Consider the following 16,575-nt stretch of genomic DNA (forward strand, 5'->3'; position numbering starts at 1 on the left):
CAGTGAGGAAGGCGCACAGGAATATCTTACAATCATGAGCTATATTGGGACTGCTCATAAGCATGGAATAAATGCTTTTACAGCAATCAGAGAAGCCCTTTTAGGGAATTCCGATATCATCTTTAACTAATGGAGTTCTGAACAGTTACAAACATTAAATATATTATAACACCATTATCTCCAACAAAAAAGCTGTTTAAATTTCTCTAAACAGCATACTCCATTTTAGGAAAGCCGACAAATATCACATCGTACTGATCCATACCGTCCACCGTCCCTGCCATCGCGGGACGAAATACGGGATTATTCATTTCCATACTGCTGCCTCCGCCAGCTTCTTTGTCGCCTTTGCAGTCACACCGCTTGTCGAAAAATATGCTACTAAAATTTTTCTGTTCATAATCATACCTCCCTAAAATTCAATTATGCTCCAGCATAATTGCTGCAAGCGGCTGTCAGCTCTGCTGACATAATGCATCTAAGCCGCTCTGCAATCCGCCGAAGGCTATATCTCAGTGGGAGATTGACACCCACCACTGAGACCAGTTTGTTACTCACCACCTACTAGCGGTGGGAGTCATTCTTTCACTGAGATATACTATTAAATTTGCAATGAAAAACTAATTTATATCACCCGAAATGTTTTCCACTTTCCGGATTTCTGCCGCCAAATCAAAATAGCCGCTCGAACAACCCAATCGCAAACCATTGCAATGGCAATCCCAATCACGCCCATTTGTAAGATAACTCCCAAAAGCCATGACAACAGCAGGCGCACCGCTATTGTGGATATCACAGAAACATACATGGTAAATTTCACATCGCCCGCTGCTCGCAGCCCATTACTGAATGCACCTGAAAATGAATACGCAGCGGCATTGAACAAGTTATGAATCAGGACAAGCTGGATCACAAGCTGCTTCGTTTCCGGCTCCAAAGCATAGAAACGCATGAATAGCGGCGTTAGAACAAAAATCAACAGATTCCATGCTGACGAAAGCAAAAGCGTGATCCTTGTCAATTTCTTAAAATAATCATCTGCGGCCTTTATATCTCCATTTCCCATGCACTGTCCAATGACTGTAACGAACACTGGGCCCATAGCGATCCCAGCTAAAGCAGCCAGTGACCAAATAGTTTGTGCAACGCCATTTGCAGCAATCTGGTATGTCCCAAATAATGCAACAATACCGCTTAGTGCCACTTTTACCAGCTGGAAAACACCATTTTCCATTCCATTTGGAATGGCTATTTTTAAAATCTGTTTCATGAGATCCTTGTCCCACTGAAAAATCCACTTATAGCGATAGAAGACTTCATTTTTCTTCTGGAAACAGAGGACTGTAATCACCACGGCTGAAAATGTCCGGGCCAATAGAGAAGGATACGCTACACCTGCAACACCTTCATGTAATACAAATACACCAATAAGGTTTCCAATGATATTGATGGTATTGGACGCTATTGACAGATACATAGTTACGCTGGTTTTTCCCATGCTGCGAAAAAGGGCAGCACCAGAATTATAAACCGCCAATGCCGGATACGAATACGCAGAAATTCTAAGGTATGTAATACAGGCCTACATCACAGAATCTTCCACTTTGCCGAACATCAAACGGAGTATTACCTCGTTTCCAATCAGAACCAGCACTGCAATCAGAGTGGAGAAAATTGCAGAAAATAACATAAGCTGACTGGCCGCTTCGCCTGCAGCAGCATTCGCCTTTCTGCCGATATACTGACTGATTACAACAGCTCCTCCTGAAGCCAAGGCTGTGAACAAATAAATAAAAATGGTGTTAAACTGATTAACAAGCGATACCCCGGATACCGCTGATTCTCCTACATAGCTAACTACAAGTGTATCCGCAAGTCCGACCATCAGCACCAACATCTGCTCAAAAAACAGTGGCAAAATCATTTTCCTTAATTGCGCATTTGTAAACACATCTGTCTCCTTCCTTGCAGACTTTTTTATTAACTGACTTTTTGCTGCATCTCCTTTCTTTTTTCGATGTAAGTTTCCCTTAACGAGCATCCGGATCATTCATTTCAACGGTAGTACAGCTGTTGTTATCGTTGTAATCAAGGTCTGCGTCCGTGTAAGGATCTTCGGGAACAATCTCATAAATATCTGCATTCAGTCCATTTGCGATATGCTCCGCACTGTGGTTACATAAAAAAGCAGGTGCAGAGATCAAAACAATTGCTTTGTCTCTACACCCACATTATATTTTTTTACTCGCTTCATATCAAATACTTAATTTTTATGATTCACCAATGCCTAAAAAGCATTGCATGTGTTTAATAAATTTTTCGGTTGCCAAGCTAAATGGCTGTCCACGTTTCCATGCCAATACACTTGTTGCTGTAAGTGGGGCATGAGTGGTCTATATGTAATCTTTGATTGATCCCAGAAAGGGCACTCAAAGAGTGCCCTTTCTCAGATTATCCTTTAGTCAAAACGCTTTGACACATTTGAGGATTTGGAAGGAAAATGTTAATTGTTCTCCTTTTAAAAGATCCCCAAAAGTTCGCTGTATGCAGTAAGTGCACCATCTGTTTCTTTTGCAAGTACTTTCTTGGCAAGTAACTTTCCAAGCTGTACCCCTTCCTGATCGAAACTGTTCACATTCCATACAAATCCCTGGAACATGACCTTATTCTCGAAATGCGCAAGGATTGCACCCAGTGCTTCTGGTATCAGCTGTTCGCCTACGATAATGCTGGATGGTCTGCCGCCTGCAAAGTATTTATTGCGGTTCTCATCCTCTTTTCCACAGGCAAAGGCCATAATCTGTGCAGCCACATTTGCGTTCAGCTTCTGCTGGCTGGTGCTGTCCTGGATCACGATATCATTGTCCATCTGATTCTTCTTAAAGCCGACGAACTGCAGTGGAACGATATCCGTACCCTGATGTAATAACTGATAGAAAGAATGCTGTCCGTTTGTTCCCGGCTCTCCAAAGATGATCGGGCCTGTCTGGTAAGAAACAGGTTCGCCAAAACGGTTCACGCTCTTGCCATTAGATTCCATATCCAGCTGCTGTAAATGTGCCGGGAAACGAATCATTGCCTGAGAATACGGAAGAACCGCTGTATTGCTGTATCCAAGGAAATTCCGCTCATATACGCCGATCATGGCATCCAGCATCGCCGGATTCTGTCTGATGTCTTTGTTCTTCGCCAGAATGTCTTCCTCTGCCGCACCATTTAAAATACGGGCAAATATTTCCGGACCGAAGGTAAGGGAAAGAATTACCCCGCCTACCGATGAAGTAGAAGAATATCTTCCGCCGATATAATCATCCATATAGAAGGAGTCCAGATAATCCGGATTTCCGGCCAGCGGTGATGTCTCACTTGTAACCGCAACCATGTGTTTCGCCGGATTCAGTCCTGCCTTTATAAGGGCTTCTTTTACAAATGACTCGTTCGTCAGAGTCTCCAATGTAGTTCCAGACTTAGATACCAGTACAAAGATCGCACGTGAAAGGTCGATCGAAGCCAGCACAGCCGAACCATCATCCGGATCCACGTTACTGATAAATTTTGCTTCCATTTTCAGGGTGTTGTTCACTTTTGCCCAGTTTTCCAAGCTCATGTACAATGCGCGCGGACCGAGATCACTTCCGCCAATACCGATCTGTACCGCTGTGGTGAATTTCTCCCCAGCCTCGTTTACGATTTCCCCTGCGTGAACTTTTTCTGCGAATTCTGCAGCTTTTTTCTGCTGTGACACATAAAATTCTCTCTTATTCACACCGTCTGCAATTACATCTTCACCTAACTGTCCGCGTGTGAGCTGATGCAGTACTCTTCTGTTCTCACCTGTATTGACCACAGCACCGTTATATACCTGCTCATACTTCTCGATCAGTTCTGCCTCATCTGCAAGGCCCTGCAGCACGTCCAGTATCGTATCATCTACAGGTTCAGCCGCATAACTATATAACTGGCCAGCCCCCATAGGCAGCTGATATTCCCTGACACGTTTTGCACCATTTTCGCCAGCCATGAGCTCTTTTATCTCTACCGGTGAAATATTTTCTAATTTCTTGTAAGATTCCAATAAGTCAAAATTTTTCCATTCCATTTGCGTATACTCCTTTTATTGTTATTCCATAACATAAGTAACCATATTCAGTATACTAAAGCTGCCTGAATTTTTCAATTCTCACCTGCTCAAGTTTCTGCAAATTCATCTCTTCCTGCATTTCGCCACTTTATAAAAGCCTTTGCAATTTCCGTTATACTCTGCTCCCCGGCAGACCGGATCACTCTTCCCGCAGTCCAAGGATTCCTTCCACCAGAATATTGACATCGTCCAGAATATAGTCAAATGCTCCCGCCTGCACCATGTTGATCAAAACCATACCGATCGGAACTGCCAGAATCATCCCCAGCACACTGCTGATTTTGTAGCCCACATAGAGCAGAACCAATGTGACCAGCGGGTTGATTCCGACACTGTCACTGATCAGCTTCGGCTGCAGCAGTTGATGTACCGCCTGGGTGATCACATAGATTATAATCAGTATGATCGCCATCTTATAGTTTCCAATCAGCAGTTTGTAAAGGGCCCACGGTATCATTGCAGTTCCGGTTCCAAAAAACGGAAGGAAATCCAGAAACGCAATCAGCAGGCCCAGCAATACTGCATAACGCACGCCCATCATGGAGAATCCGGCAATCAAAATCACGAACACAATTGCCATAATTTTGAACTGTGCTTTAAAATAGCCGCCTACCGCATATCTCAGGTTATCGAATACCAGTCCCATTCTCTTGGCTACGGATGGTGGTGCCATCCGTTTAAACCAGGCAATCACCTGATCCCTCTGTACAATAAACAAATACGCCGACATGATGGATACGATGCACGAAATCAGAAAAGACGGCACACTCTTCGCCATGTTTCCCACCGCTGTAACGGTAGGATCACTGATCTTATTCAGAACTGTTCCGGCATACTGATCCAGGCTGTCCAACAGACTTCCCCAGCGCGCCTGCAGTCCTCCCGGAAGTTTTGAAAAGATTCCGTTCATACTGTCGCCAATCTGGCGAAGTCCGATTTCCAGCTGCTGATACAGCTCCGAAGAATTTCGCACCAGACTGACCATCTCACTGGCAATCCGGCTGATTGCGAAATATAGCATCACCACAATCAGCCCCAGCACCAGGATCACTACCAGTGCTGAGCCCAGTTTTTTTACAATTTTAAAATGCCGCTCCAGCCACTCAACCAGCGGCGATGCGATCATTGCAAGAATCCATCCGATTGCAAACGGCATCAGCAGGATCAAAAGCTTCCAACTGATAAACAGAAATGCTGCGGTCGCCAGCAGACTGAACATCAGGCTGACTGCAACCTGCCAATACGGTCTTTTATTCTCCATGCTACTCGCCTTCCATCTCTCCCAGCAGATTCTCTTCCACCAGTTTCCATATCTCATCACGTCCCTGCTTCGTCACCGCGGAGAATGGGATTACTTTCGTCCCCGGAATCAGACCCAGTCCGTCTTTTACGATCTTCACATTCTTCTGAATCTGACTCCGCTTTAATTTGTCCAGCTTCGTCGCGATAATAATGGGATTATACCCCTGTGACACCACCCAGTCGTACATCATCTTGTCATTCGCCGAGGGTGCATGTCTCATATCAATCAGAAGAAACACGGCGCGAAGCTGTTTCGATCCATGAAGATAGCGCTCAATCAGCTTTCCCCACTGCTCCTTCTCCTTCGGTGATACTTTTGCATATCCGTATCCCGGAAGATCCACCAGATATAACTCTTTGTTAATATTGTAGAAATTGATTGTCTGTGTCTTTCCCGGCGTAGCCGACGTCCTTGCAAATGACTTCCGATTCATCAGTGCATTGATCAGCGATGATTTTCCTACATTCGATTTGCCTGCAAAAGCGATCTCGGGCAGTTCATTGTCCGGGAGCTTACTTGTAATTCCGCAGACAGTCTCCAATTCCAGATTTTTAATTACCATTTTTCTCCTAACCTTACTTTTCCGTAAGTGCGTTTTTCAGAACCTCGTTCATGTGCTCCACCGGTATAATCTCCAGACCCTTTGTGATCTCTGACGCCAGCTCCTCCACATCCCGAACATTTTCCTTCGGGATCAGAACCGTCTTGATTCCGGCATTCTTTGCCGCCAGCAGCTTTTCTTTCAATCCTCCAATTGGAAGTACTCTGCCGCGCAGCGTCACCTCACCGGTCATGGCAAGATCCGCGCGCGCCTTTTTCCCGGTAATAGCAGAGAGCATAGCCGTTGCCATGGTAATGCCGGCGGACGGTCCGTCCTTTGGCACTGCCCCCTCCGGAATATGTACATGGATGTCATGTTTTTCAAAGAAATCTTCTGCAATCTCATACTGAGCACTCACAGAACGAATATAGCTGATTCCGGTCTGTGCCGATTCCTTCATCACATCGCCCAACTGTCCGGTCAACAGGATTTCTCCCTTGCCCGGCATCACATTTACTTCGATCTGAAGGGTATCTCCGCCCACGCTGGTCCATGCAAGACCGCGCACGATTCCCACTTCATCCGACGCATTGGCCATCTGGAAGGTATATTTCTCTTTGCCGAGATATTTCTCCAGATTTGCTTCTGTAATCGCCACTTTCTTCTTGTTTTCTTCCAGTATCTCTCTGGCGGCTTTCCTGCAGATATCACCGATCTTTCGCTCCAATTGTCTGACACCGGCCTCGCGTGTATAATTTCTTGCCATCTTCCACAGCGCATTTTTACTGATCGTCAGCTGTTGTGTTGTCAGACCATGCTTTTCCAGCTGTTTTGGAATCAGATGCTCCAGTGCGATGTGCATCTTCTCATTCTCCGTGTAACTGCTTACCTCTATCACTTCCATACGGTCAAGCAGCGGTCTCGGTATCGTCTGAAGGGTATTGGCTGTCGTAATGAATAAAACCTCGGACAGATCCAGTGGAACCTCCAGATAATGATCTCTGAACTTGTTGTTCTGCTCGCTGTCAAGAACCTCCAACAGCGCCGAGAACGTATCCCCTTTGTAATCTGTGCTCACTTTGTCAATTTCATCCAGAAGCATCAGCGGATTTTTCACCCCCGCCATCTTGATTCCGTTTGCAATCCTTCCAGGCATGGCACCGATATAAGTCTTCCTGTGGCCGCGGATCTCTGCCTCGTCGCGAACACCTCCGAGCGAAATCCTCACATATGGCTTTTTCAATGCCCTTGCCAGAGATTTTGCAATCGATGTTTTTCCTGTTCCCGGCGGTCCCACCAGACAGAGGATTGGACTCTCTCCCTTTTTGGTCAGCGTGCGCACTGCAAGAAATTCCAGCACGCGCTCCTTCACCTGCTCCAGCCCGTAATGATCTTCCTCCAGCACCTGCTTTGCAAATGCAATATCACCGTGTTCCTTACATGTTTTGTTCCACGGCATCTCCAGAAGCGTCTCGATGTAAGTTCGTGTCACACCGTTTTCTGCCGGAGAATTCATTGCGCTTTTGAATCGATTAATTTCTTTTGAAACTTTTTCCTTTACTTCTTTCGGCGCTTTCATTTTTTCAGCTGCTGCTGCAAACTCTTCGGCATCGGTCATCGTCGTGTCGTCCCCAAGTTCCTCACGAATAAGCTTCAGCTGTTCTCTCAGGATATACTCCCGCTGATGTTTATCCACACGCTCTTTTACTTTTTCCTGGATTTCTTCTTTGATATCCATAATCTGTACTTCATTGACGAGCTTGAACGCCAGCAGTTCGTAACGTTTCCAGAAATCGGTCTCATTCAGAATGTCCTGCAGCTCCTCGTAAAAAAACGGTGTGTTCGCTGCAATTTCATTGACCAGCTTCACAAGATCACTGATCTCAAGTATTCTCGCAACCGCCTCTTTTGACATCTTCACATTCTTTGACGCATACTCCACAAACATCTCTTTTAAGCCCCGCACCATGGCCTGCGTATTCAGGTCATCCGGCACCTCCAGATCAGCGTCATCCATGACATCAACTCCAACTCTCATATAAGGGGATTCTGTTTCGATCTCCCGAAGCACACCCCGCGCCTCTCCTGATACCAGTACACGCACGATGTGCTTCGGCAGTTTGATAATCTGTTTGATCGTTCCTACCGTTCCCACTTCGTAAAGATCCCCCTTCTGTGGATCCTCTGTGTCAATCTCTCTCTGTGTGACCATGAATATCTTCTGGTCTTCCACCATTGCCTCCTGCACTGCAGCAATTGATTTTTCCCGGCTCACATCAAAATGTACCACCATGCCCGGAATGATCGTCAATCCGCGGAGCGCAACCGCCGGCAGACTCTTATACTCTGTTTTCATATGTTCCTCCTACTAACTGTCCGTACAATTGAACAAAATTTCACTCGACTCATTGTCAGTACAACAAAGCGGGTACATGGTTTATCTCCATTGCACCCGCCTCGTAATTTTATGCACTTTCCGAATCCAGAAGTCCCTTTCGTTCTTCTCCATCGCATTCATACAGTGGCGAACCCGTTCCTTCTACTACTGCCTTCGTGATCCGACAGCCTTTTATCGTATCATCCGACGGAACTGTATACATCGTATCCATCATGATATTCTCCATAATCGCCCGCAGCCCTCTGGCTCCGGTCTTTCTCGCAAGTGACGTCTCTGCGATTGCCTCGAGTGCCCCCGAATCGAACTGAAGATCAACTCCATCAAGCTCCAGCAGCTTCTGGTACTGTTTTACAATTGCACTCTTCGGCTCTGTCAGGATGCGCATCAGCGCCTCTTTATCCAGAGTATCCAGCGAGACTGTCACCGGTACACGGCCAACCATCTCCGGAATCAATCCGAACTTCACCAGATCCTGTGGCAGAATCGCATGCAATAATGCACCGGTATCCTGTTCATGCTTCGCCGCAATCTCCGCATTGAATCCTATCGATTTTTTATCCATACGAGTCTCAATAATCTTGTCAATCCCCTCAAAAGCTCCACCGCAGATGAACAGGATGTTGGTTGTGTCTATCTGAATCAGCTCCTGATGCGGGTGCTTTCTTCCTCCCTGAGGAGGAACAGATGCAACCGTACCTTCGATGATCTTCAAGAGTGCCTGCTGTACACCTTCACCGGAAACGTCTCTGGTGATGGATGGATTTTCTGATTTTCTTGTGATTTTATCGATTTCGTCAATATAGATGATTCCATGTTCCGCACGCTCAATGTCTCCGTCCGCAGCCTGAATAATCTTCAGAAGAATATTCTCCACATCCTCACCGACATATCCGGCCTCCGTGAGTGCCGTCGCGTCTGCAATTGCAAACGGAACGTTCAGCACTCTGGCCAGCGTCTGTGCCAGCAAGGTCTTGCCGCATCCGGTAGGACCGAGCATCAAAATGTTGCTCTTCTGCAGATCTACCCCCAGATCCTTCTCGGCCATAATTCTCTTGTAATGGTTGTACACCGCTACCGAAAGAACTTTTTTCGCCTCGTCCTGGCCGATTACATAATCATCCAGAAATGCTTTGATTTCCTCCGGCTTCAGAAGATTGATATCCTCAAATGCAGCGGGTTCCTCAAACTCAAATTCCTCCTCGATGATCTCCGCACACACATCCACACACTCGTCGCAGATATATGCACCGTTCGGTCCGGCAATCAGCTTTCTGACCTGTGCCTGGGTCTTATTACAAAAAGAACACCTGATCAAATCATCTGTAATTCCTCTACCTGCCATACTTCTACACCTCTTATCCCATCTGTTTGACGGGAACTGCTTCTATACTTAGTGACTGGCGATAACCTCGTCGATCAGACCATACGCCTTTGCCTCATCGGCTGTCATATAGTTGTCACGCTCTGTATCCACCTTCACCACTTCTAAATCCTGTCCTGTATTCGCAGCTAAAATTTCATTCAATTTCTGACGAATACGAAGGATCTGCTCTGCGACGATCTGAATCTCTGTCGCCTGTCCCTGTGCTCCGCCGGAAGGCTGATGAATCATAATCTCTGCGTTCGGAAGTGCAAAACGCTTGCCCTTTGCACCGCCTGCAAGTAAAAATGCTCCCATGCTTGCCGCCATTCCCATACAGATGGTCGACACGTCACACTTGATGTACTGCATGGTATCATAGATTGCCATACCTGCTGTGACAGATCCCCCCGGGCTGTTGATATAAAGGTGAATATCTTTGTCCGGATCCTCTGCCTCCAGGAAAAGTAACTGTGAAACGATCAGGCTTGCTGACACGTCTGTCACTTCTTCTCCCAAAAATATAATTCTTTCTTTTAATAATCTTGAATAAATATCGTAAGAGCGCTCTCCACGACTGGTTTGTTCAATGACATAAGGTACTAAACTCATGCGTCATTCCTCCTCTACTCTTCGATAGCGGCATCTGTAATCAGTGTCACTGCATCCTGAACCGCAATGTCTTCTTTCATCTGATCTTTCTCACTGTCTCCCATGAACTCTTTTAATTTATCAACTTCCATCTGATAGCCGTCTGCCATCTTCTGTAATTCTTCATCAATTCTCTCATCAGAAACTTCGATGTTCTCAGCCTTCGCAACTGCTTCGAGAACAAGTCTTGTCTGGATGCGCTTTACTGCCTGTGGCTTCAGCTCTTCCATCATCTTCTCTGCTGTCAGACCTGTGAACTGGAAGTACTGTTCCATCGTCAGCCCCTGCTGCTGCATTCTCTGTGCAAAATTATCAGCCATCTGTCTTGTCTCTGTGTCGATCATCGGAGCCGGAACGTCCATCTGTGCATTCTCAACCGCTTTGTCTACAGCCTGATCTTCCTTCTTTGCCTTTGCCTGTTTCTCTTTGCTCTCAGCAAGCTTCTTCGCAACGTCTGCTTTATAATCGTCTAAGGTATCGAACTCAGATACTTCAGATGCGAACTCGTCATCTAACTCCGGAAGTTCTTTTCCTTTGATGCTGTGTACTGTACATTTGAATACTGCAGCTTTTCCTGCAAGTTCTTCAGCCTGATACTCCTCCGGGAATGTAACATTCACTTCCATCTCTTTGTCGATCTCAGCACCAACGAGCTGCTCCTCGAATCCTGGAATAAAAGAGCCGGAACCGATGGTCAGTGGGTAATTCTCGCCCTTGCCGCCGTCGAACGGAACGCCGTCAACAAATCCTTCGAAGTCAAGAGTCACTTCATCCTTGTCAGCAACGGCTCTGTCTGTCACTTCGATGGTTCTTGCATTCTTCTCAAGTTCTTTATTGATCTCTGCATCGATATCCTCTGCAGTTACTTCTGTATCCATTTTATCAACTTTTAACCCTTTATATTCACCGAGTGTAACTTCCGGTTTTGTTGCAACTTCAGCAGTGAAGATAAATTCTTTTCCTTTTTCAAGCTGTACAACATCGATCTTCGGCTGTGATGTGATTGCCAGTTCGCACTCATCATATGCCTTGCCGTATGCTTCCGGAATCATTGCATTCGCCGCTTCATCATAAAATACTTCTGGTCCGTACATCTTCTCGATCATCTGGCGTGGTACTTTGCCCTTGCGGAATCCCGCAACGCTGATTTTTCCGCGCTCTTTTAAATATGCTGCCTGAAGTGCTTTCTCTACATCCTCTGCAGGAACCTCGATGGTAAGTTTTGCCATGTTATGTTCCATTTTTTCTACTTGTAAACTCATTTGATTAAATCCTCCTTGATTATGTTAACCCCCAAATACCTGTGTATTTTTCGGTTTGTGAACAGTCATATGCGGAACCATCCACATTTACAGTCATTGTATGAGTATAACACAAAGGCCGTGAAATATCCACCCCTTTTTACCCCAAAACACTAGGATTTTAGAGATTTTTAAGACTTTCCACCTCAGCTTTTCCCCGTGTTTTTGCTCCCTATCCTTGATATTGTTATTTTCCGGTGATACTATATTTTCAGCAGCTACTGCCGGTTTGCCGGCGGACAACACTTTTTCAGACTGATTCACACGAACAGAAAGGTATATCATATGGAAATCGAACGCAAATATCTGGTAAATGAAATCCCCTTTGACCTCACCCCCTACCTCTGCCGCCATATTGAGCAGGGTTATCTCTCCACGGAGCCTGTGGTCCGCATCCGGCAGGATAACGATAACTTCGAGTTGACCTACAAATCCAGGGGGCTCATGGTCCGCGAAGAGTACAATCTTCCGCTCACCAAGGAATCTTACCTGCATCTCCGCACGAAGATTGACGGAAGGCTCATCACCAAGGACCGCTATGTCATCCCCATGGAAAATGGTCTGAAAATCGAATTTGATGTGTTTCTCGGCGATCTCGCCCCGCTTCTTCTGGCCGAGGTCGAGTTCCCTGACGAGGACACTGCCAACGCATTCCTCCCGCCCGCATGGTTCGGGGAGGATGTCACCTTTTCCAGCAGATACCATAACAGCACGCTCAGCAGAGCATAGCGCGAAACCTGACAAAGGAAGTGCTGCCCTAAAACAATCCGTTAGATATAAAACAAGAAAAGCAACAAAATGTTGCTTTTCTTGTTTTAGTTTCGATTCGTTGCATAATTATCTATTTATGAGGAAAATTGATATAATATCCCTAATTTCACGGAATAGCGGTTTTCAGATTCCGCTTATAGCCGGATATTATTTTCTCATGAATGGAGGTGCGCAATGTCTAATTTACAATTGTCTAAGAATCTGCTTACACTGCGGAAACTGAATCATATGACGCAGGATGAACTCGGCGAGATACTCAGCATTTCCAGGCAGGCCTACTCCAACTACGAAACCGGCAAGCGCACACCAGATCTCGACACACTGATGACCCTCGCCCAGCTTTACCACATTTCACTGGACGAACTGGTCACACAGCCCGTTGGCCGCCGTATTGCGGAAGGAACTGTTCCGTATCGTCTCGCCATGGATATCGTGTCCGCTGACACGCTCTATCTAACCGCCGACGAAACCGAACTTCTCACAAATTACCGCGCCTCCTCCGATGAACAGCGCGCTCTGGTCTCCGGTTTCCTAAAGCCCCTCGCCTAAGCCAAATCCATCGTGCACGGCTACCATTGCGCGATCCATATCAATTTCATCCACCAGTACCGTGATTCGGATTTCCGAAGTAGATATCATATTAATATTGACCCCGGCGTTGAACAGTGCCTCGAACATCTTTGCCGCAACTCCCGGATTACTCATCATTCCGGCTCCTACTACAGAGAGCTTTGCCACATCGTCTTTATGTTTGATCTCCCTGATGGTCAGCGCATCTTTATTTTTTTCCAGAACAGCGATTGCTTCTTTCACATCATCCTCCGCAACCGTAAATGAAATATCTTTTGTTCCGTCTCTTCCGACTGACTGCAGGATAATATCCACATTGATGTTATTCTTCGCCAGCGTATTAAAGATTCTGAATGCGACACCCGGTCTGTCTTCCACTCCGATTGCCGATATTCTTGCTGTATTCCTGTCTGCAGCCACTCCGCTCACAAGCAATTTTTCCATTTTCACTACCTCCTTGACTAACGTTCCCTCTTCCCGATTCAGGCTGGAACGCACAATCAGTTGTACCCCGTATTTTTTTGCCATCTCCACAGAACGATTATGAAGAACCCGCGCTCCGAGTGAAGCCAGCTCCAGCATCTCATCGTAGCTGATCTCCTGGATTTTTCTTGCGTTTGGCACCACTCTCGGATCTGCCGTATACACGCCCTCTACATCCGTATAGATTTCACAGGAATCTGCATGGAGTGCTGCGGCGATCGCAACTGCTGTCGTGTCCGACCCGCCGCGCCCCAGCGTTGTATAATCCTCATACTTGTTGACACCCTGAAATCCGGTTACCACCACAATTTTTTTTGCGTCCAGCTCATGCTGAATGCGCTCGGAATCAATCCGCTTGAATCGTGCATTGCCATAGCGCGATGTGGAATGCATCTGCACTTGAAATGCATTCAGTGAAACCGCGGGAACTCCCAGCGCGTTCAGTGCCATCGCCATCAGTGAAACAGATATCTGCTCCCCCGTTGTCAGCAGCATATCCAGTTCTCTTTTGGTCGCCTCCGGGTTGATTTCTTTTGCCTTGGCGATCAGATCATCCGTCGTATCTCCCATGGCAGAGAGTACCACGATGACCTCATTTCCTTTTTTGTATTCTTCCACGCAGCGATTGGCAACGTTGAATATACGCTCCTTATCTGCAACGGAGCTGCCTCCGAATTTTTTTACAATCAGCATAATCCTCTACCTCTATTCCTCAATTCGAATCATGTGTTTGATGCCCGGAAATTCCTCTGCATTCTTCTCATAAGCACGTTCTGTCATTATCTCCGTCGTGAATCCGAACTCGTCCTCCAGTCCTTCTACCGTCACGATCTTTACCGGTCCAAACTCACTTTCCAGATGTGCCCTGAGCGCCTCCGGGTTTCCTCCAATCCGAACAAAATAGCGTTTTTCCGTATCTTTGATTGGAAGGAGCTCCAGCTTATCGCTCTTCCACATTGTCATGATATTGCGATGCAGATGCTTCGCCTCGTCCACCACATCAGCCACAACGGCACTGGCGGTCGGAAGTTTTCCCGCTCCGCTTCCGTAGAACATCGCATCTCCCAACACGTTGCCGTGTACGAAGATTGCGTTGAACACTCCGTTGACATTGTAAAGCGGATGGTCTTTGCTCAGAAGATACGGTGCAACAATAGCGTGCAGATGATCTCCGTGACGCTTGCTGGATGCCAGTAGTTTGATGGTCATGCCCATCTCTTTGGCATACATCATGTCCTCCGTGGTGATCTTTGTGATTCCCTCTGTGTAGATATCCTCAAAATCCACCTGCTGCCCCGAGATCAGGGATGAGAGGATTGCAATTTTGCGGCAGGCATCATAGCCCTCCACATCGGCTTCCGGATTGCGCTCTGCATATCCATTATCCTGTGCCTCCTTCAGCACCTCATCATAATCTGCTCCCTCATAGAACATCTTTGTCATCATGTAATTTGTGGTGCCGTTGAGGATACCGGTGATCTCTTCGATCTCGTCTGCCGTCATGGAGGAATTCAGCGGCCGGATAATCGGGATTCCGCCCCCCACACTCGCCTCAAAAAGGAAGTTGATGTTCTGTTCTCTCGCGATGGATAACAGTTCTGCTCCATGCTTGGCAACCAGCGCCTTGTTCGAGGTCGCCACACTTTTCCCTGCCTGCAGAGAACGTTTTACAAATGTGTAGGCCGGTTCGATGCCGCCCATAACCTCCACAACGATCTGAATGTCTTTGTCGTTTACGATCGTCTCAAAATCGTGTACTACCTTCTCCTGAATCGGATCCCCCGGGAAATCCCTCAGATCCAGAATGTATTTGACATTGAGTTCATCGCCGATTCTCTGGTTGATTCTGGCTCCGTTTGTATTGATTACTTCCACGACTCCGGATCCAACCGTCCCGTAGCCAAGCACTGCTATATTTATCATCTTCTTACTCCTTTATCTTTGTTTCTGAACTTTACCGCCACTTGAGATATGCATTGATAAATGGATCAATATTTCCATCCATCACACTGCTGACATTGCTGCTCTCTTCATTCGTCCTGTGATCCTTGACCATCGTATATGGCTGCATGACATAGGAACGAATCTGGTTTCCAAAATTAATATCCTTGACTTCTCCACGGATTCCCGCCATGTTCTCCGCCTGCTCCTGCTGCCTTAGTAAAAACAGCTTTGCCTTCAGCATCTGCATGGCCTTCTCTTTATTCATGTGCTGGGAGCGCTCATTCTGACACTGCACCACAATTCCTGTCGGAAGATGCGTGATCCGGATCGCGGAGGAAGTCTTGTTGATGTGCTGTCCGCCCGCTCCGCTGGAGCGGTAGGTATCGATTCGGATATCCTCGTCATTGACCTCGATGTCGATGTCCTCCTCAATATCCGGAATCACATCACATGATGCAAAAGACGTCTGTCTCTTGCCTGCCGAATTGAACGGTGAGATCCGCACCAGGCGGTGCACCCCCTTCTCGGACTGCAGATACCCATATGCATTTTCCCCATTCACCTCAAAGGTGATCCCCTTGATTCCGGTGATATCGCCGTCCAGATAGTCCAGGACTTCCATCGAAAATCCCTTCTTTTCCGCCCAGCGGGTATACATACGGTACAGAATGTTCGTCCAGTCACAGGACTCTGTCCCGCCTGCTCCGGCGTGCAGGGTCACGATTGCATTGTACCTGTCATAAGGACCTGACAGCAGCGTCTGAATCCGCAGCTCCTCGAACTCTTCCTCAAAAACGTCCAGCTCTTTTGACAGTTCTGCCGCACTCGACTCATCCTCTTCCTCGCTGCTCATCTGTATCAGTAATTCCATGTCTTCATAATCCGTCAGCAGCTGCTGTGCCTGCTTGACTGAGTCCTGCAGTCCCCGGAGACGGATCATCGTCTTCTGCGATTTTTCCGGATCATCCCAGAACTTCGGCTCTTCGATCAGCCTCTCTAATTCCTCAATCCGCTTTTCCTTGCCTGCAAGGTCAAAGTGAATCCCTCAAATCTTTCAGTGGCTCCTCATACGCTGCCAGTCTCGCTTTTAATTCATCCAATAAAACCACTTA

At 46.8% G+C, this 16,575-nt stretch carries 14 protein-coding genes and 2 pseudogenes; 2 read left to right on the forward strand and 14 right to left on the reverse strand.

The genetic code is table 11. The features are described 5' to 3' along the window. Positions 1-206: 206 nt before the first annotated feature. The 11 genes and pseudogenes from BUB85_RS22630 to tig all read right to left on the reverse strand — a co-directional run bounded on the left by BUB85_RS22630 (position 207) and on the right by tig (position 11,656). Positions 207-406: pseudogene (locus tag BUB85_RS22630) on the reverse strand (flavodoxin). 219 nt (positions 407-625) lie between these two features. Continuing rightward, positions 626-1,270, reverse strand: coding sequence for an MATE family efflux transporter (locus BUB85_RS22070; protein WP_330392341.1), 645 nt, complete (start codon positions 1,268-1,270; stop codon positions 626-628). Positions 1,271-1,441: 171 nt separating this feature from the next. Next, positions 1,442-2,050, reverse strand: a pseudogene (locus BUB85_RS22075) (MATE family efflux transporter); the annotation flags it as partial. Then, complete coding sequence (locus tag BUB85_RS22480) at positions 2,031-2,204, reverse strand: flavodoxin (RefSeq protein WP_334293106.1); 174 nt, start codon at positions 2,202-2,204, stop codon at positions 2,031-2,033. The gene BUB85_RS22480 and the pseudogene BUB85_RS22075, both read right to left, overlap by 20 nt. A gap of 314 nt (positions 2,205-2,518) precedes the next feature. Then, positions 2,519-4,099 carry a glucose-6-phosphate isomerase gene (locus tag BUB85_RS14330; protein WP_073111708.1) on the reverse strand — a complete coding sequence of 527 codons (1,581 nt, stop codon included), beginning with the start codon at positions 4,097-4,099 and terminating at the stop codon, positions 2,519-2,521. Positions 4,100-4,280: 181 nt separating this feature from the next. After that, entirely contained in the window at positions 4,281-5,402 is a 1,122-nt protein-coding gene (ytvI, locus tag BUB85_RS14335) for a sporulation integral membrane protein YtvI (protein WP_073111710.1), read from the reverse strand. Between the two features lies 1 nt (position 5,403). Next, positions 5,404-6,006, reverse strand: a complete 603-nt coding sequence (gene yihA, locus BUB85_RS14340) for a ribosome biogenesis GTP-binding protein YihA/YsxC (protein WP_073111712.1) — start codon at positions 6,004-6,006, stop codon at positions 5,404-5,406. Between the two features lie 13 nt (positions 6,007-6,019). After that, a complete protein-coding gene (gene lon / locus BUB85_RS14345; protein ID WP_073111714.1) occupies positions 6,020-8,341 on the reverse strand; it encodes an endopeptidase La in 2,322 nt (773 codons plus the stop codon). 109 nt (positions 8,342-8,450) lie between these two features. Then, positions 8,451-9,725 carry an ATP-dependent Clp protease ATP-binding subunit ClpX gene (gene clpX / locus BUB85_RS14350; protein ID WP_073111716.1) on the reverse strand — a complete coding sequence of 425 codons (1,275 nt, stop codon included), beginning with the start codon at positions 9,723-9,725 and terminating at the stop codon, positions 8,451-8,453. 48 nt (positions 9,726-9,773) lie between these two features. Next, complete coding sequence (gene clpP / locus BUB85_RS14355) at positions 9,774-10,355, reverse strand: ATP-dependent Clp endopeptidase proteolytic subunit ClpP (protein ID WP_073111717.1); 582 nt, start codon at positions 10,353-10,355, stop codon at positions 9,774-9,776. 14 nt (positions 10,356-10,369) lie between these two features. Then, positions 10,370-11,656: a trigger factor gene (tig, locus tag BUB85_RS14360; protein WP_073111719.1), complete on the reverse strand. Its 1,287-nt coding sequence runs from the start codon at positions 11,654-11,656 to the stop codon at positions 10,370-10,372. 324 nt (positions 11,657-11,980) lie between these two features. On the opposite strand from tig, the gene BUB85_RS22485 reads away from it, so the two are divergent. After that, entirely contained in the window at positions 11,981-12,424 is a 444-nt protein-coding gene (locus BUB85_RS22485) for a CYTH domain-containing protein (RefSeq protein WP_073111723.1), read from the forward strand. 216 nt (positions 12,425-12,640) lie between these two features. Then, positions 12,641-13,015, forward strand: coding sequence for a helix-turn-helix transcriptional regulator (locus BUB85_RS14375; RefSeq protein WP_073111725.1), 375 nt, complete (start codon positions 12,641-12,643; stop codon positions 13,013-13,015). Here BUB85_RS14375 and BUB85_RS14380 read toward each other — a convergent pair. The 3 genes from BUB85_RS14380 to prfB form a co-directional block, all read right to left on the reverse strand. Continuing rightward, positions 12,998-14,212, reverse strand: a complete 1,215-nt coding sequence (locus tag BUB85_RS14380) for an aspartate kinase (protein ID WP_073111727.1) — start codon at positions 14,210-14,212, stop codon at positions 12,998-13,000. The two genes, BUB85_RS14375 and BUB85_RS14380, sit on opposite strands and share 18 nt — an antisense overlap. A gap of 12 nt (positions 14,213-14,224) precedes the next feature. Then, positions 14,225-15,442, reverse strand: coding sequence for a homoserine dehydrogenase (locus tag BUB85_RS14385; protein WP_073111729.1), 1,218 nt, complete (start codon positions 15,440-15,442; stop codon positions 14,225-14,227). 31 nt (positions 15,443-15,473) lie between these two features. Beyond that, positions 15,474-16,572 (reverse strand): peptide chain release factor 2 gene (prfB, locus tag BUB85_RS14390; RefSeq protein WP_143160741.1). Its coding sequence is split into 2 segments (ribosomal slippage): positions 15,474-16,496 and positions 16,498-16,572, totalling 1,098 coding nucleotides; the frame shifts between segments, so codons are not numbered across the junction. Positions 16,573-16,575 lie beyond the last annotated feature (3 nt).

This window comes from Hespellia stercorisuis DSM 15480 (assembly GCF_900142165.1).
Classification (GTDB): domain Bacteria; phylum Bacillota; class Clostridia; order Lachnospirales; family Lachnospiraceae; genus Hespellia; species Hespellia stercorisuis.